Origin of the sequence: Olleya sp. R77988 (assembly GCF_044594215.1) — a bacterium.
Taxonomy (GTDB): domain Bacteria; phylum Bacteroidota; class Bacteroidia; order Flavobacteriales; family Flavobacteriaceae; genus Olleya.
The window spans coordinates 1,700,545-1,718,894 of sequence record NZ_CP138988.1; the positions used below are offsets into that span (position 1 = coordinate 1,700,545).

Consider the following 18,350-nt stretch of genomic DNA (forward strand, 5'->3'; position numbering starts at 1 on the left):
AAAAGTAATTTCACTCTAATTGACAATAGAACAATAAAAGCAAAAATTTGTCATTCCTGCGAAAGCAGGAATCCTCAAAGATTAGGTATAACATAAAATAGATTCCTGCCTACGCAGGAATGACAAAACTATGAAAAACAACATTTCAATAACCAAAGTCGCTCAATCTAAAGTTGAAGGTATCGATTTCAACAACATTCCATTAGGTACAACATTCACAGATCATATGTTTATTTGCGATTACGAAAACGGTAAATGGACAAACCCAAGAATAGAACCATTAGCCTTAATACCAACACATCCTGCAGCTATGGCTTTGCATTATGGACAAGCAATTTTTGAAGGAATGAAAGCAACAGTAGATGCCAATGGGATTCCAATGCTATTTAGGCCAGAAAAGAATGCTGCAAGACTAAATTTTAGTGCTGACAGGATGGGAATGCCAAATTTTCCAGAAGATTTATTTGTTGAGGGTTTGAAACAACTAGTAGCATTAGAGCAAAATTGGATTCCGTCTAAAGATGGAAGCGCATTATATTTAAGACCATTTATGTACGCAGACGAACCATTTATTGGCATGCGTGCTGCAACTCATTTTAAATTTATAATTATGGCTTCTCCTGCAGGACCTTTTTTTAGTAAGCGAATTAAACTGTGGGCAGAAAATAAATATATACGTGCAGCTTCAGGAGGAACAGGTGAAGCTAAAGCAGCCGGAAACTATGCAGCAGCAATAAGACCAACCGAATATGCGAAAGCAAAAGGATACGATCAAGTATTGTGGTTAGATGCTGTAGAACATAACTATATTCAAGAAGTTGGAACCATGAATATCTTCTTTAAAATAGATGGAAAATTTATCACACCTAAACGTGATGGTTCTATTTTAGATGGTATTACAAGAATGAGTGTCATGGACATTTTAAGAGCTAAAGGCTTTGAGGTTGAAGAAAGAGCAATAACCATACAAGAAATTCGAGATGCTTCAATTGAAGGTAGTTTAGAAGAAGCATTTGGAACTGGAACTGCGGTAGGAATTGCTTACATTCAAGAAATAGCAATGGGAGAAAAAACTATTCATGTTTCAGATGAAAGCCCAGTTGGTTTAGAAGTAAATGATACTTTAAACGCTATAAAAACAGGTAAAACTGAAGATAAGTTTGGTTGGATGATTAAAGTTGAAAAAGAATTAGCTTAATGAAGAAAGATATTTTAGAAAAAGGATTTTCAAAACTCTGCACAGCAAAAGCTATGGCAGAATTATATGAAGCTAATTTTAAACAAGTTTCAAAATACGTACATGCAACATCACGAGGTCATGAAGCAATACAAATCGCCTTAGGTTTACAATTATTACCTCAAGATTATGCCTTTCCGTATTACAGAGATGATGCGATGTTATTATCATTTGGATTAGAACCTTATGATTTAATGTTGCAATTACTAGCAAAAAAAGACGATCCATTTTCTGCAGGAAGAACTTATTATTGTCACCCAAGTTTAAAGGATGACGATAAACCAAAAATCCCTCATCAATCCTCAGCAACAGGAATGCAAGCTATTCCAGCAACAGGAGTTGCAATGGGAATGCAGTATAAAGAATTAAAAGATTTAGATGATAAAACACTTAAAGATTTGCCATTTGTGGTATGTTCTTTAGGAGATGCTTCCGTAACCGAAGGAGAAATAGCAGAAGCCTTTCAAATGGCAGCTTTAAAGCAAATGCCAATTTTATATTTAGTCCAAGATAACGGTTGGGATATTTCGGCAAATGCAGCAGAAACTAGAGCGCAAAATGCTTATGAATATGCAGCTGGATTTCATGGATTAGAAGCGATTTCTATTGATGGTGCAAACTTTATAGAGAGTTATAAAGCACTTGAAAAAGTGATTAAAACTATTCGTACAGAAAGAAGACCTTTTTTAGTACATGCTAAAGTTCCGTTACTTAATCACCATACTTCTGGAGTTAGAATGGAGTGGTATCGTGATGATTTAGAAGAAGCGCGTTCTCGTGATCCATATCCAGTTATAAAACAACAACTTTTAGATGCTGGTTTCAGTAATAAAGAAGTTGAAGTTATAGAGAATTCCGCGAAAGCGAAAGTGCAATCAGATTTTGAAGAAGCATTAAAAGCTGAAGACCCAAAACCTGAAGATTTATTTACAAACGATTTTGTACCAACACCAATCACAGAAGAAAAAGGAACACGTGCACCAGAAGGTGCTGATAAAGTAGTCATGGTAGATTGCGCATTATTCGCAGTGGAAGAATTGATGAGAAAGCATAAAGAATGCTTGCTTTACGGACAAGATGTTGGAGGAAGATTAGGTGGAGTTTTTAGAGAAGCAGCAACTTTAGCGCAAAAATTTGGAGACGATCGTGTGTTTAATACACCAATTCAAGAAGCGTTTATTGTTGGCTCAACCGTTGGTATGAGTGCAGTAGGTTTAAAACCAATAGTTGAGGTTCAGTTTGCAGATTATATTTGGCCTGGATTAAATCAGTTGTTTACAGAGGTTAGCAGAAGTTGTTATTTATCAAACGGAAAATGGCCAATTTCTATGATTTTACGTGTGCCAATTGGCGCTTATGGAAGTGGCGGACCATACCATTCGTCTTCAGTAGAAAGTGTGATTACAAATATTAGAGGTATAAAAATAGCGTATCCAAGTAATGGAGCAGATTTAAAAGGCTTAATGAAAGCTGCTTATTACGACCCAAATCCTGTGGTTATTTTAGAACACAAAGGTTTGTATTGGTCTAAAGTACAAGGAACACAAGGTGCAACATCTATTGAGCCAAGTGAAGATTATGTGCTGCCTTTTGGTAAAGCTTGGGTTTTACAAGAGATTTGGAAACAAGAAAATGTAGAAACATTAACCATTGTAACCTATGGAATGGGAGTGCATTGGGCAATGAATGCAACCGAAGAATTAGGCATGCAAGACCAAATAGAAGTGGTTGATTTACGTACCTTATTTCCTTTAGATGAAGACACCATTATGAAATCAGTCAAGAAAACTGGTAAATGTTTAGTTGTGACAGAAGAGCCAAGTAATAATAGTTTTGCAAGAGCATTAGCTGGTAAAATTCAAGAAGAATGTTTTAAATACTTAGATGCTCCAGTTATGACTATTGGTAGCGAGAATATGCCAGCAATTCCTTTAAATTCTACTTTAGAGCAAACTATGATTCCTTCAACAGAGAAAGTGAAGACAAAAATTGAAGACATATTAAATTACTAAACTATTTTAACGTCACTTTTTTCATTTCATTTCAAACAACTTAGTATATTTGTATCATGATACAATTAGCAACATTTTTGTTTATAAGTGGAGGAGAAATCTTTTTCATCATGCTAATAGTTGTCATGGTTTTTGGAGCCAAAAATATTCCAGAAATTGCTCGAGGAATGGGCAAAGGTATGCGCACACTTAAAGATGCAACCAATGATATTAAATCAGAAATCACTAAATCTGCAGAGCGTAATGGTTTGGATACCAGTATTACAGATGGTGTAACAGAAGAACTTAAAAAAGTTAAAGACGATCTAGAAGACTTTACTGGATCTGTACGTCGTAAATTATAATTTAATTTTTTGGGCGTTACCACAAGGGTCGCGTCATCCGTTTTATCTTTTTTTGCCATATATGGCAGCAAAAAAAGGATGTCACTTCTACCGCTAACGCAATTAAAAACTACATTTTAACACTTGACAAAATTCAAAAACTATCAATTTGATACCAAGCACACATTTTATTTGCTAATTCATCATATTTAATAATGTTTTTTTAAGAATAATTTATATATTTAAATATCAACCATAAACCATATAAAAATGAGAAAAACAGTACTTAAACTATCAATGCTTTTGGTAGTCTTAACTTTTTTTAATGCTTGTCAAAATGAAGAGTATTTAGAAAATCAAGAAGAAAATGCAATTAATTTAGATCAATCAAAACCATTAACTATTCCAGAAATTAATGCAAAAATTAATGAGAGTTTAACAACAACAGGGACTTTTGACTGGAAAGATGTAACACCACATACACTATGGAGTGCTGTAATAAGAGGAAATAATATTTTAACTATTGGTTATGGAGAAGAAGGCGAGAGTTTTGCAGAAGTAAAAACTGAGCGTTTAAAGTCTACATTAGCTAATGTTATCCAAATAGTTGAAGATAATGAAGGGTATAAAAGAGACGAAAAAACAGTTTTGGAACACGAAATTATAAACGTAGTTGATGTAAAAGTAGAGAATTTTACAACCATAAAACAACTATTAGAAACAGAAGGTGTTAGATATTTAGAACCAAATGGATATAGTCATTATGAGACTGTAAATAATGGACGTTCTAGTTCTGGTTGCGATAAAAATGCAGATTATATTAATCCAGCTCATTATACAACAACAAGTCCAAATAATGCTCAAATCTCTTGGCATTTTAACGAGCATAATATAACACAAGCATGGAATTATAGTACAGGAGCAGGAGTAACTATTGGTTTGATTGATACAGGTGTATCTGCATCTCAATCGCTATTAAATGGTAATGGGTTTAAAGATGGTTATTCGTCTAACTCAAGGTATATTCAGAAATACGGAACTTTTATAGACTCTAATTGGTGGTGGTCTAGTAATTATGATGGACCACATGATAAATGTGGACATGGTACAGCTATGGCATCTACTATGGCAGCTCCACGTAATGATAACGGAATGCCAGTTGGTGTTGCTTATAACGCAAACTTAGTAGCTTACAGAGCTACAGAAGATGTTTTGTTAAACGATTATCATGAGCGTAAAGGTGTATCAAAAGCCTTAATACAATTAGGTAACAGAAGTGATGTTAAAATCATTTCTATGTCAATAGGTTATGTTTGGTCAATTGGTAATATTAAAGATGCAGTAAAATATGCTTATAGTAAAGGTAAATTAATTTTTGCTGCAGGTGGTACATCTACTAGTTTTACAAATGGTTTTGGAGTGATTTTTCCAGCAACTATGAGCGAGACTGTAGCTGTTACAGGAGTGGATGATGGACCAAATTATGATAGATGTGATACATGTCATAGTGGAAGTAAAATAGACTTTACCATAATAATGGAAGGTGATAATAATACAAGTAAAGCACCTCCAGTTTTAAGTTTCTATAATAACCAAAGACGTTATACAGGTGGATCATCTGTAGCAACAGCAACAACAGCTGGTATTGCAGCTTTAGTTTGGGCAAAACACCCAACTTGGTCTAGATCACAAGTGTTGAATAAATTAAAGCAATCTGCTGAGTTTTACCCTTACAAAAATAGTAGTTTTGGATATGGTAATATAGATGCTTTACAGGCTGTACAGTAATTATCATTTCTTGTTTTTAGAAAATTAATGATTTAAAATAAAAACCCTCTTCAAAACTGAAGAGGGTTTTTATTTTAAATTTTTGTCTAATTATTTTACAGCAAAATTATTGATTATTTAGCTTCATATGTATTAGTAACATTTCCACCAGTATGTAATTCCATTTGAAGAGTTCCTTTTATTAATTTACAAGTTTTTTTATCTAATTTGTATTCTCCATTCCCTTTAAAGTCTCCAAATAATCCAGGAATTCCAGAAATATCTAAATCTAAGGTAATAATAATCTCATTTTCATTAATATCCTTTACTCTATATGTTGTTTTGGTTATTTGATCAGTTAATGGATTCTTTTTTTCTCCTTGCCAACCGCTTCCTATTTTTACTTTTTTTGAAGGAAACCTTAAAAAAACATTACCAATATCAATGATTGGTTCGTTAACAGATTTTCCATCTAAATAATAAAACGGTTTAATTATGTTTCCTTTTTTATCTATAATTATATTATAATCTGAGTCTATGATTTTTTTAAAATCTTGGTGCATAACTTTTTCATCTTCTGTCATCATTGACAGCTCTTTTTCTGAGTCAGAATCGTAAAACTCAACTTGATCATCCATTTTCATTTCAGTACTAATTCTAACTATTTTTGTGTTAAATGTAATGTCTTTTTTATCTATGGAATTAACTTTTAGTTTTGCTTCAATAACATTTTTTATATTCATTAAAGCACCTTTACTGGTTTCTACTGTAGAGACTATTGTTTGAGTATCATTAGCATTATAGTTTAGTTTTAATTCTACTTCTTCAGTATTAGTATTACAACTAGTAATAAAAAGTATAATAATAAATAAGCTAGTTTGTTTTATTAAGTTCATGTGGTTTTTAGTTTATATTATTTTTTTCTACTTATAGTTAATCCGTCTCTTATAGGAAGTAGAACAGTTTCAATACGATTATCATTTTTTAAAAGTGTATTAAATTCTAATAGAGATTTAGTAGACATATCTTTATCGTTTATAGGTTCAATAACTTTTCCATGCCACAAAACATTGTCAGACAGTATGATTCCGCCAGGATTTAGCTTCTCAATAATTAAATGGAAGTAATTAACATAATTTGGCTTGTCTGCATCAATAAACACCAAATCAAAAGTTTTGTTAAGTGTTGAAATAATATCAATAGCACTTCCTAAATGCTGATGTATTTGATGTCCAAATTCAGATTTATCAAAATACTTACGCTGAAAATCTACCAATTCTTCATTAACATCAATAGTATGTATTTCGCCTTCAGATTGTATTCCTTCTGCTAAACACAATGTAGCGTAACCTGTAAAAGTCCCTAGTTCTAGTATGGTTTTTGGTCTTATTAATTTAGAAATCATACTTAGTACACGACCTTGATAAGGTTCAGATAACATGATGGGTTGTAAAATTTTTTGATATGTTTCTCTAGTTAGTTGTTGTAGTAATTCTGGCTCATCTTGTGAGTGTGCAACAACATAGTCGTCCAATTTTTCTGGCAAAAAGTACATTACCCTAAAATTTTATTTATTAATTCTTTTTTTGCAGCATCATTATCTCCAAACAACCAACGAAGTACATTGTCTTCCCAAATATCATCATATTGTGTTTGGTCAATTATCTTTCTTTCGATAGCTAAATCTAGTAATTTTCCAGGGTAAGATGATTGCGCATCACTCTCCATTTCTCCTAAAGGATATGGATCATCTAATCCCATAATTACCTGACTTGATCCTTGACGATCAATCATTAGTTTTAAAGAATCTGTATCGTGCACTAATGTGTCAAAATAGATGTTTGGATGACCAACTGCTTTTCTAGGATGTGTTTTTCCTTCAAATAAATCTGGTCTACCATCAAAGCCTTGAATACGTCTACCTAAATTCATTTGTGCTAATTGTCCTCCATGTGCAAAGCACGTTCTAATATTTGGAAAACGCTCTTGCATGCCATTTAAAGTATAAAAATGATACGCGTCACCACATTGTGCTAACATCCAAATTAAATGAAAACGCCAATTGGTGTTTTCTAATTTTATCATTTTATCTCCATCATAAGGATGAATTTCTATTGCTAATTTGTATTTGTCAGCTAATTCAAAAATAGGATCATTCTCTTTATCAAACACACAACGCCATTGCCCAATAGAGTCCATAAAGTGCGTTGGTAAACATAAAACATGCATGCCTAATTCTTCTACACAACGTTCCATTTCCCATAAGGCACCATGTATAAAACCAGGATGCACTACAAAGCCAGTAGTAAATTTACTAGGATGATCGTGTTGTACTTTTGCATTAAAATCGTTTTGAAAACGCAATGCTTTTTTCATTTCTTCAAGACGTAAACCATTACCATATAATTGCGATAGGTTTAAAACCACAGCATGATCCAAACGGTTTTTTTCCATCCACTCTAGCTTTTCGTCTAAAAAGAAACTAGAATCTGTAACTGGTCTTTTCCATCCTTTTTGAAGCATGTGTTTACGCTCGCTATCTACCCAAAAAATCTCTTTTTCCTTCATGAAATCAGGAATCTGTTCTGGATAAGGTAGTAAGTGAGAGTGACCGTTAATACGTAGTTTACGACTCATTATTTTGTTTGTTTTTATTTTGGAGCATCCATTTTAGTACCACATTTATCGCAAGTACATTTGTCTTCACTATTATAAAATTTATCAAATATTTTAGGCATATCAGTTTCAATATTATCTAATTTAAACTTTTTACGCCATAGTAAATTATTGCAATTTTCGCAGTACCATTCCAAAGCATCTTTCATCTTCTTTTTTCTTGGATACTCAATTACAAGTCCAACAGTATTTGCGCTTCGTTGTGGAGAATGTGGTACTTTAGCAGGTAATAAATAAATATCACCTTCATTTATATGCACATCTTCAGGTACACCATTATTCATAATTTTTAAAACCATATCGCCTTCTACTTGATAGAAAAATTCTGGTGTCTCGTTATAGTGATAATCCTTTCTTTGGTTAGGCCCACCAACAACCATTACAATATATTCACCATCTTTCCACACACATTTATTACCAACAGGTGGTTTTAAAAGATGTCTGTTTTCATCAATCCAAGATTTAAAATTTAAAGGCGAAACAAGTTTACTCATGGTTTAGTTTTTTGGCGTTACCCTAAAAAGGGTCAGGCTTTCCGCTATATCTTTTTTTTAACTTGTTCTCGATACATTTTGTTCATACTTTACAAAACACTCGAACTGACGTTAAAAAAAAGGATGACGCATCAATCCTTAACGCAGATTAATCAATTCAATAAAATTAGCAATAAAAAACGATATACAGAACTATAAAGACTTCGTTCTTCCTCCATCAACCGGAAGATTAATTCCGTTAATATAACTAGCGCGTTCGCTAGCTAAAAAGGTAATAGCATCTGCTAACTCTTCTGGCTTTGCAAAACGTTTTGCAGGAACTGCATTTTTCATAGCATTAGCAGATTCTTCTTCTGTGTTGCCAGACTTAGCAGATTTGTTTTTTATAATCTGTGCTAGCCTATCAGTTCCTGTAGCTCCTGGTAAAACATTATTTACAGTAATACCATATTGGCCAAGCTCATTAGCCAAGGTTTTACTCCAATTAGCAACAGCACCACGTATGGTATTACTTACTCCAAGTCCATCTAAAGGCTGTTTTACAGAAGTAGAAATCACGTTTATTATACGTCCAAAACATTGTGTTTCCATAAACGGAACCACTGCTTGTGCTAATACGTGGTTGCATTTTAAATGTTGTGTAAAAGCTGCTTCAAACTCATCAATAGCTGCAGAAAAAACAGGCCCTCCTTTTGGTTCACCAGTGTTATTTACTAATATATGAAAACCATGATTCTCTTTTATATAAGCTTCAACTTTTTCTTTTAATGCTTTTGGGTTAGAAAAATCTGCAACAATGTAATCGTGGTTTCTATGTTGAGGTAACTCTTTTAGAGTTGCTTTAAGTTTGTCTTCGTTTCTTGCAATAAGGGTTACTTGTACACCTTCTTCCGCTAATGCTAAAGCTGTTGCTTTTCCTATTCCTGCTGTGCTTCCGCAAACTAATGCGTATTTATTGTTTAAGTCTAGATTCATTGATTGAAACGTTGTTATTTTTATTAAATCGTATTCTGTAAGTTCTTAAAATATTTTCTAATTTACTAATAGAAATATTAAAGTTGTCAATTTCTATTTTTGAATAGTTATAATTGTCATCACAAAAGGTTAAAAAGTTTTTTGTTGAACTGCCATAACCTTCTGCTGTTATTTTTTCTTCAAAGATTTCTGACCAGTTTTTTTTCTCATTCAAATTAAATGTAATACCTGTACTATTTATAATTAATTGAGGTTTTCTATTAATCAGTTTTTTAGAAGCTTCTCTTAACGAGAATAGGCAAATAGTAGTTAAGAAAAAGCCAATATAAAACTCTTTTTCTTTGTCTTGAAACATTAAAAAAACACCTATTATTACTGCAATAGTTAAAAATAAACAAACAAATAGAGCTGACGTAAATGAAAAATATATTTTAGTTTCTTCAGGAATTGAAAAGTCTTCTTCAAAAACATCTTCTAGATTGAATTTTTCTTCAAGTTTTTTTAAAATTAACTTGTCTTTTTTAGTTCTATATTCTGTTTTTGCAAAAGAGCTACCATCTTCCCAAATAAGTTTTTTTTGTATTGCTTGACGCTTCAATTCATGTACGTTTCTAACTTTGCTAAAAGCCCAAATACGCCATTTAGTAATTAAAATACTCCAAACTAACCAAGCTAACGCTATTCCTAAAAAAACGCCTATTATTCCAAGCCAATCTGGAAAGTCAATGATTCTTGCTATAAAAAGCAGTAATAAAGGAGAGCCTAACAAGACAATAAAAACAGGAACATTTACCATAAGTTGGCCACGTAGTATTGCTTTTTTGATAGATATCTCTTGTTTCACAGAAAGATTATTTTAAATTTAAAAGCTACTCTATTTTACTTTTAGTAAAAGCATTAGTATTTTATACAAACATTTTTAGCTTCAGTAAAAAAGCGCAAGGCTTCAAAGCCACCTTCACGACCAACTCCTGACGCTTTTACACCACCAAAAGGTGTTCGTAAATCGCGCATCATCCAAGTGTTAACCCAAACTATTCCAGCTTGTAATTGGTTACTCATTCGCATGGTACGTTTTAAGTTGTTGGTCCACAATGTTGCAGACAAACCATACTTTACTTTGTTTGCCATTAGCAATACTTCGTCTTCCGTATTAAAAGGCATAATGGTAACTACTGGTCCAAAAATTTCTTCTTGATTGACTCTACACTCATCACTTGGAACTTCAATAACTGTTGGTTCTAAATAGTAACCGTTTTCATAACCTTTTACAGTCACTTCATTTCCTCCACAAAGGATTGTTCCGTTTTCCGCTTTAGCGATATTTATATATTCTTTTACTTTTTCTATGTGAGGTTTGGATACTAATGCACCAATATTTGTTGAAGCTTCAGATGGATGACCAACTTTTAAAGCTTTCACTTTTGCAACAAAATCTTTTTTAAATTTTTCGTAAATGCTCGCTTCTACAAAAATGCGACTTCCACATAAGCAAATTTGTCCTTGGTTTGCAAATGACGAACGTACTGTTGTGTTTAACATATCATCATAATCGCAATCTGCAAAAATGATGTTAGGGTTTTTTCCTCCTAACTCTAAAGATAATTTTTTAAACATTGGAGCTGCTACTTTTGCTATATGTGATCCAGTTGCTGTTCCTCCTGTAAAGCTAATGGCTTTTATGTCTTCATGTTCTATAATGGCTTGTCCAGTTGAACCACCTAAACCATGTACAATGTTTAAAACACCTTTTGGTAATCCTGCTTCGTTACAAATTTCGCCTAATAAATAAGCTGTCATTGGTGTTACTTCACTTGGTTTAGCAACGACGCAGTTTCCTGCTGCAATTGCTGGAGCAATCTTCCATGTAAATAAATAGAGTGGAAGGTTCCAAGGTGAAATACAACCTACAACACCAATGGGTTGACGTAATGTGTAATTAATGGCTTGTCCAATACTTTCGTGACTTTCGCTTGCGAACTGTGTGATTGCATTTCCGAAAAAACGAAAGTTACTTGCTGCTCTTGGTATATCTACTGCTTTTGCTAAGCTAATAGGTTTTCCGTTGTCTTTGCTTTCTGCTTCTGCGAAGCGTTGTAAGTTAGCTTCTAGTAACTCCGAAATCTTTATTAGTATTCTGCTACGTTCTTCCAAGGTTGTTTGAGACCAACTAGGAAAAGCCGATTTTGCAGCGATATATGCGTTTTCTAAATCTTCTTTTGACGAGTTTGGAATTTGCCCATAAACTTCTCCATTACTTGGATTGTAGTTGTCTATCCAGTTATCTTGAATTGGATTGTGGAAATTTCCGTTTATGTAGTTTTGGATGTTCATTTATTGTTTCTTATATGCCATCACCTTAATTTCCACAACTAAATCTGGATGTGGTAATTGGTGTACAGCAACTGTAGTTCTGGTTGGTCCTGTTTCTTTATCAAAAAATTCAGCGTAAGCTTTATTATAATCTGCAAAGTCATTCATGTTTACCAAAAAGGAAGTTACATCTACAACGTCTTTTAATGAGGCTCCAACTTTTTTAAGATTGATGTCTATGTTTTTTAAAACTTCTTGCGTTTGTGTGTAGGCGTTTAGTTTTTTAGTTCCCATTTCGTCGATAATATCAACTCCAGCAATGGTATTATCTGCTCTGCGTGAACTTGTTCCTGAAACGAAAATGAAATCGCCAACTTGTTTTACGTGAGGATAGGCTCCTCTTGGTGTTACTTTAGTTCCTTCGTTCATTAATTTTATTTTTTTCGTCATTCTGAACTTGATTCAGAATCTCATTATTCTTTAATTCTGTTCATTTTGCCTTGATGCAAAACGAACCAAAAAATCACGATCAAGCCAAGGAATTTTCAGTTTAAAAAAACTGAAACCAATTTGAAAACTCCGCGTCGAACTGCGTTCTCCTGTTTTCGGAGCTTTTCTTCATCTATTCTTCGCCTTGATGTTTCAATTCTATTGAATTGATTTGAGGACTTTCTTATTTGCTTAATTCTCTATTTGTACTTAGTTAGTTTTTATTTTTTCTCACTTCTCACTTTTCACTACTTCAATCCAGCAATTTTATCGTCTTGTAAAATAGCTTCTGTTTCTTCTTGTACTTTTTTAAAGATACTATTTAAATCTTCGTTTGTGTCTATTTTTTTATCTGCAATTAGGTTTAGAATTGCTTTGTCTTGTGCTCTTCCTTTGGTCATTGCTGTATGATATGGAATGTTTTCTTTGAAGGTTACCATTGAGTATTTTGAAAAATATTCGTTTGGAAACTGCTTTTCTAAAGCCATTTCAATAGCACGTTTTTCTTTAAAAATAGGATTGGAAACATGATCACGCATTTCATAATAATTGTCTATTGCTAAATCTGCAATAGCGTCTGTATCTGCTTTTCTAGTTTTTTCGTAGACTTTAAAAATGGTTTCCCAATCGCCTTCGTGTTGCTCTAAAATAGCATCAAAAACGGTTACATCTTCAAAAGAAGCATTCATACCTTGTCCATAAAACGGAACAATAGCATGTGCTGAATCTCCTAATAACACGTTTTTATTTTTATAATGCCAAGGAGAACATTTTACGGTTCCTAAAGCGCCTGTTGGATTATTAAAAAACTCGTCTGCTATATTTGGTATTAATGCTAATGCATCTGGAAATTGTGTTGCAAAGAATTCTTTTATAGTCTCTTCTGTTGTTAAATTCTTGAAGTTGTATTTACCTTCTTCATAACTTAAAAATAGTGTTACTGTAAAGCTTCCATCTAAATTAGGAAGTGCAATTAACATATAATCTCCTCTTGGCCAAATATGTAAATAGTCTTTGCTTATTAGATGTGTACCTTTTTTTGAAGCAGGAATCTCTAATTCTTTATAACCATGTGTTAAATAGTTTTGCGAATAACTGAATAGAAATTTACGTTCTAAATAATAGCTTTTTCGTAATGAAGAACCTGCTCCATCTGTACCAAAAAGAACATCGCCTTTAACTTCTAATTCTGTTTTGGTTTCATAATCGTATAAAGTCGCAGTGTTATTTTCGATATCAATACCATTACATTTTTTATTGAAATGAATGGTTAGGTTATCGTATAAATCGGCTTCAGTTAATAACAAACCATTAAGTTCTCCACGAGAAATAGAGTTGATGTATTCGTTATCTCTTCCAGAATAATTTGAAGGAAACGTGTTGCCTTTAATATCATGTATTAAACGACCATACATTGGTATACAAAGCGGTTTTACTTTGTCTTCAACTACTGCTAATCGCATGGCTTTTAGTCCACGATCTGAAAGTGCTAAATTGATAGAACGTCCTGCAGAAATATCTGTTGTGCGTAAGTCTGGTCTGCTTTCGTAAACGTTTACAGTGTAGCCACGTTGTGCTAATCGTAAGGCAAGTAAACTTCCGCATAAACCTGCTCCAATGATTACTATGTTGTCTTTTTTACTCATATTAATTTTGTTATCCTGAAATTGATTAAGGATCTCATTATTTATTTTATTATTCTGTTCATTTTGTCTTGATACAAAACGAACCAAAAAATCATATTGAAATGAGGAAATTCCTGCGGAACATTCTCTTTCGGAATTACGTGCTTAAAGCTTCGCTTTGCAGCTTCATTCCTTCGTTCATTATTTCTGCATTTCAATATTCAATTCTGCGAATTGATTTGGGGCTGGTTTAGTTTTATTATTATTGACTTGTCAAATGATTATTTGTCTAATATCTCTTTCAATTTTTCAACCATTCTAAATACATCTTCAAATGTGTTGTATAATGGAACAGGAGCGCAACGAATTACATCTGGTTCTCTCCAATCTGTAATGATATGTGCTTCGGTTAATTTTTTATGTAAATTTTTGTCAGCATCCTTTACTTGAATGGATAGTTGGCAACCACGTTCTTTTGGATTAGAAGGTGTTATAATTTTAATTTTATCGTTATTCAATTCATTAATTAAAAACTCGAAATAACCAGTAAGTTTTTCTGATTTTTCGCGTAAAGCATCCATGCCAACTTCATTAAACATATCTAAAGATGCTTTAATTGCAGCCATAGATAATATTGGAGGATTACTTAGTTGCCAACCTTCTGCTCCTGGAATGACATCTAACGGTTGACGCATATTAAATCTAGTCGATTTATTATGACTCCACCAACCAGCAAATCGTTTTAAGTCTTTATTGTGTGCATGTTTTTCGTGCACGAAAAGTCCACCTAAACTTCCTGGTCCAGAATTTAAATATTTATATGTACACCAAGCTGCAAAGTCTACTCCAGAATCATGTAATTCTGGTTTTATGTTTCCTGCTCCATGTGCTAAATCTATTCCAACCATACAGTTTTTTGCATGACCTAATTCTGCTATTTTCTTTAAATCTAAATATTGTCCTGTGTAATAGTTTACACCTCCAATTAATAATAATGCAATTTCGTCTCCTTGTTCTTCAAGAATAGCTTCTAAGTCTTCAATGTTTAAAAGTTCTTCACCTTGTCTTGGTTTCCATTCTATAACACCTTGATTAGCATCAAAACCATGAAAATCTAATTGTGTTTGTACTGCATATCTATCGCTTGGAAATGCATCAGATTCAATAACAATTTTATATTTGGTTTTTGTTGGTTGGTAAAAACTAACCATTAGTAAATGCAAGTTGGTAGTTAAGGTATTCATTATAACGACTTCAATTGGTTTTGCACCAACTATTTTTGCCATACTTTCTGTTAAAAACTCATGGTAAGGCATCCAAGGATTTTTGGCTTCAAAATGACCTTCGACACCAAAATTAGCCCAATCTTCTAATTCTTGATTTATATAATCTTTAGTTGATTTAGGTTGTAATCCTAATGAGTTTCCTGTAAAGTATAACCAATCATTTCCGTGTTTGTCTTTAGGAATATGAAATTGATTTCTGTATTTAGCTAGTTTATCGTTTTGATCTTGAGTTTTAGCGTAATTAAGTCCTAATTTATGTTGAGACACTTTTTAAGTTTTGGATTCTCTCAAAAATAAGTAAATTTATTTCAGGGAACAAACCTAATAATTAAGTAAATTGAATTTTTAAATGTTTTATAATGAAAGATAATTCTGAATATTTTGAAGCTAATAAAGCGACATGGAATGATAAAGTAAAAGTACATTCTAAAAGCGATATGTATGATTTAGAGGCTTTTAAAAAAGGAAAGTCATCTTTAATGCAATATGAAATTGCTGCTTTAAAAGAAGTTAAAGGAAAATCGTTATTGCATTTGCAATGTCATTTTGGTCAAGATACTATAAGTTGGAGCAGGTTAGGAGCTAAATGTGTTGGTGTAGATTTAAGTGATGAAGGTATTAAGTTAGCACAACAGCTAAATGAAGAATTAAAACTAGACGCAGAGTTTGTGTGCTGTAATGTTTTAGATACTTCTGATTATATTAAAGATGAATTTGATATAGTTTTTACTAGTTATGGTGTAATTGGTTGGTTACCAGATTTAAAACCTTGGGGAAAAATGATTGCTGAAAGATTGAAAAAAGGAGGTGTGTTTTATATGGCAGAGTTTCATCCAATTGTTTGGATGTTTGATTATTTAGAAAATAAACCTGTAATGAAATACGGTTACATGCAAGATGAAGTGATTTACGAAGAATATGAAGGAACCTATGCTAATCAAGAGTCTAAAATGGTGACAAAAGAGTATGGTTGGAATCATGGTTTAAGCGAAGTAATTAATGCACTTATTGAAGCAGGATTACAAATTGAATACTTAAATGAGTATGACGAAAGTCCTTATAACGTATTGCCCGAATTAGTCGAAACCAAATCGGGCAATTTTGTTACAAAGGATAAATTATATCCTCTTATTTTTGAAATTAAAGCAACTAGGCTTTAGTTTTTAATTATCATTTTAGAACCTATTGAAGACTTGTTGTCAAAGAATTTAATAATATAAGAACCTGTTTTTAGATTACTTAAATCTATTGAATCTTCGGTTTTATTAGATTTTAAACTTATAACTTCTTGTCCTAAAAGATTAAAGACTTTAATTGTATTTACTTGTGTAGTTGAATTAAAAGATATAATTCCGTTTGTAGGATTAGGATAAATTTTAAAATCTATGTTTTCAAAATTAGTAATACTTAATGTGTTATCTGTAATTTCTACATTAAAAGTTGTTTTAAAGTAACCACAAATACCAGCTTCGTAAGTCACAACATAATTTCCAACTGTTGATGCTGAAGTATCAATAACTCCAGACGATGCATCAATTGTCAATCCAGTTGTGCTAGAAAATAGACCTCCAGTAACGCCAGTTATAGTAGGTGTTGGGTCTGCATCAGTTGTGTCATAAATTATTGTTCCATAATTAAAGTTTGTATAGTCATTATAGTGCTTGTCAATATATGCTAATACTACTGCTGCATAATCCTTAGCAAATGGAACTAATGTTTGTGGTCTGGTATCGTATACTTGACCATTATAAGTTCCTAAATCTCTAACGCGTCTATTAACTTCTGTCATTATACCATCAATAGTTCCGCTACCTCCTTGACCATCCGAAGCTGCAGATCCTGAACCATGTCTAATATTGTTATAAAAATCTCCATCAAAATAATCATTACTATGTGGTGTGGTGTCATCGCAACTCTCTCCTCCACCATGATTTGTATTACTTGGTAATGTTCTGTATCCTGATGTTACACCACAACCAGGATTTACATTTGCATTATAGAATGTTCCAGGTGCATCTTGAAAGTATTGGCCAATACTAAATGGTCCTCTAACTAGTTCTTCTTGCGTAAAATTATTTAAGTTATCAATAACTAAGTTAGAAATACTTGTTCCAGAAACACTATTAATATTACCTGCATTTAATTGTGAAGCTGAAATATTATAACCAGCTTCTATTCTAGCAATTGCATGACTTTGCCCATGTAAATCTATATATAATCCTTTCCCCCAATTGGTTTCTACTTCTGTACTTGCTTGATCAATAAAATTATGAAATGCATTCCAATGATCTAATGCGTCTGTATCAAGACATGTGGCTTCAGTTTGTTCTCTATTTGGATCTAATTTTGAACGGTGAAGATTATTAATTATTACGTGAGCATAACAACCTGTTAGATTAAATATTTCTTCTTGAATTTCTCTTACTAATATATCAGTATTATCATCACGTTCATTAGAACCACAACTCCTGTCTGGAAGTGTGCTATCATTATCTGGATAAGAAGTTCCTCCAATAGTTGAGCCTGATTGTTTAACACCACCATGTGGAGCAGAAATGATTATTGGTAAATTCCCAGGAATATATTCAATATACTCTCTAGTATCTCCAGAAAATTGTTCGTAAAATACTGGTACTCCTGGTTCAGGAACTGGAGGATTTGAGACTTCAAATGTAAATGTTTTAGAAATTTCAACTGGATTTCCTGATGTAACATTATTATCAAAATCACCATTAAATTGTAAAGATGAAATTCCGTCTATACTAATAGACATATTTCCGTTTCCATTCCAATCGTCACCATAAAAATCATATACTTTTACAGTGTAACCAGTTGCATTAGGTAAACTACCATAGTTTTCTGTGTGTGTATAGTTGTTGTCTGTGGCTCCATCGTATCCATTATCAATAATAGGTAAAATAGGCGTGCCTGAAGGGTCAAAAAGTTCAATTTTGTTTTCTGATGACCAATTAGGCCAATCCACACTAATTATAACATTTGAGGTTTGAGAAATGCTATTGGCATAGCAAAATATACCAAAAAGAAGTAGGGTGATTTTTTTCATTGATTTGAGTTTTTACAAAAGTAAAAGCTTTGAGTCAAAGGGTGGCTTTGATGAAAGATCACGTTTGTTTTATCGCTAAAATACGTAAT

At 32.7% G+C, this 18,350-nt stretch carries 16 protein-coding genes; 5 read left to right on the forward strand and 11 right to left on the reverse strand.

Going from position 1 to position 18,350, the window contains the following annotated elements; all coding sequences use genetic code 11:
• Nucleotides 1-130: 130 nt before the first annotated feature.
• The 4 genes from SJY17_RS07565 to SJY17_RS07580 all read left to right on the forward strand — a co-directional run bounded on the left by SJY17_RS07565 (nt 131) and on the right by SJY17_RS07580 (nt 5,360).
• Nucleotides 131-1,198, forward strand: a complete 1,068-nt coding sequence (locus SJY17_RS07565; RefSeq protein ID WP_397361956.1) for a branched-chain amino acid aminotransferase — start codon at nt 131-133, stop codon at nt 1,196-1,198.
• On the forward strand, nt 1,198-3,249 hold the full coding sequence (locus tag SJY17_RS07570; protein ID WP_397361957.1) for a thiamine pyrophosphate-dependent enzyme: 2,052 nt from the start codon (nt 1,198-1,200) through the stop codon (nt 3,247-3,249). Before SJY17_RS07565 ends, SJY17_RS07570 begins: the two co-directional genes overlap by 1 nt.
• A gap of 56 nt (nt 3,250-3,305) precedes the next feature.
• Nucleotides 3,306-3,593 carry a twin-arginine translocase TatA/TatE family subunit gene (locus SJY17_RS07575; protein WP_397361959.1) on the forward strand — a complete coding sequence of 96 codons (288 nt, stop codon included), beginning with the start codon at nt 3,306-3,308 and terminating at the stop codon, nt 3,591-3,593.
• 249 nt (nt 3,594-3,842) lie between these two features.
• A complete protein-coding gene (locus SJY17_RS07580; RefSeq protein WP_397361960.1) occupies nt 3,843-5,360 on the forward strand; it encodes a S8 family peptidase in 1,518 nt (505 codons plus the stop codon).
• Nucleotides 5,361-5,473: 113 nt separating this feature from the next.
• Here SJY17_RS07580 and SJY17_RS07585 read toward each other — a convergent pair whose 3' ends face one another.
• The 10 genes from SJY17_RS07585 to kynU all read right to left on the reverse strand — a co-directional run bounded on the left by SJY17_RS07585 (nt 5,474) and on the right by kynU (nt 15,464).
• Entirely contained in the window at nt 5,474-6,235 is a 762-nt protein-coding gene (locus SJY17_RS07585; RefSeq protein WP_397361961.1) for a hypothetical protein, read from the reverse strand.
• A 17-nt stretch (nt 6,236-6,252) separates the two neighbouring features.
• Nucleotides 6,253-6,894 (reverse strand): O-methyltransferase, encoded by a 642-nt coding sequence (locus tag SJY17_RS07590; protein WP_397361963.1) that lies wholly within the window; start codon nt 6,892-6,894, stop codon nt 6,253-6,255.
• Nucleotides 6,894-7,976: an amidohydrolase family protein gene (locus SJY17_RS07595; RefSeq protein WP_397361964.1), complete on the reverse strand. Its 1,083-nt coding sequence runs from the start codon at nt 7,974-7,976 to the stop codon at nt 6,894-6,896. The genes SJY17_RS07590 and SJY17_RS07595 overlap by 1 nt, the downstream gene beginning before the upstream one ends.
• A gap of 14 nt (nt 7,977-7,990) precedes the next feature.
• Nucleotides 7,991-8,509 carry a 3-hydroxyanthranilate 3,4-dioxygenase gene (locus SJY17_RS07600; RefSeq protein WP_397361965.1) on the reverse strand — a complete coding sequence of 173 codons (519 nt, stop codon included), beginning with the start codon at nt 8,507-8,509 and terminating at the stop codon, nt 7,991-7,993.
• Nucleotides 8,510-8,701: 192 nt separating this feature from the next.
• Entirely contained in the window at nt 8,702-9,484 is a 783-nt protein-coding gene (locus SJY17_RS07605; protein WP_397361966.1) for an SDR family oxidoreductase, read from the reverse strand.
• Entirely contained in the window at nt 9,462-10,328 is an 867-nt protein-coding gene (locus SJY17_RS07610; protein ID WP_397361967.1) for a hypothetical protein, read from the reverse strand. The genes SJY17_RS07605 and SJY17_RS07610 overlap by 23 nt, the downstream gene beginning before the upstream one ends.
• Before the next feature lie 53 nt (nt 10,329-10,381).
• Nucleotides 10,382-11,818 (reverse strand): aldehyde dehydrogenase, encoded by a 1,437-nt coding sequence (locus tag SJY17_RS07615; protein WP_397361968.1) that lies wholly within the window; start codon nt 11,816-11,818, stop codon nt 10,382-10,384.
• Nucleotides 11,819-12,226, reverse strand: coding sequence for a RidA family protein (locus tag SJY17_RS07620; protein WP_397361969.1), 408 nt, complete (start codon nt 12,224-12,226; stop codon nt 11,819-11,821).
• A 308-nt stretch (nt 12,227-12,534) separates the two neighbouring features.
• Nucleotides 12,535-13,932 (reverse strand): FAD-dependent oxidoreductase, encoded by a 1,398-nt coding sequence (locus SJY17_RS07625; protein WP_397361970.1) that lies wholly within the window; start codon nt 13,930-13,932, stop codon nt 12,535-12,537.
• Between the two features lie 260 nt (nt 13,933-14,192).
• On the reverse strand, nt 14,193-15,464 hold the full coding sequence (gene kynU / locus SJY17_RS07630) for a kynureninase (RefSeq protein WP_397361971.1): 1,272 nt from the start codon (nt 15,462-15,464) through the stop codon (nt 14,193-14,195).
• Between the two features lie 92 nt (nt 15,465-15,556).
• Between kynU and SJY17_RS07635 the strand changes: the two genes are divergently transcribed.
• Nucleotides 15,557-16,357: a class I SAM-dependent methyltransferase gene (locus SJY17_RS07635; protein WP_397361972.1), complete on the forward strand. Its 801-nt coding sequence runs from the start codon at nt 15,557-15,559 to the stop codon at nt 16,355-16,357.
• Here SJY17_RS07635 and SJY17_RS07640 read toward each other — a convergent pair.
• Entirely contained in the window at nt 16,354-18,261 is a 1,908-nt protein-coding gene (locus SJY17_RS07640; protein WP_397361973.1) for a T9SS type A sorting domain-containing protein, read from the reverse strand. The two genes, SJY17_RS07635 and SJY17_RS07640, sit on opposite strands and share 4 nt — an antisense overlap.
• Between the last annotated feature and the right edge of the window lie 89 nt (nt 18,262-18,350).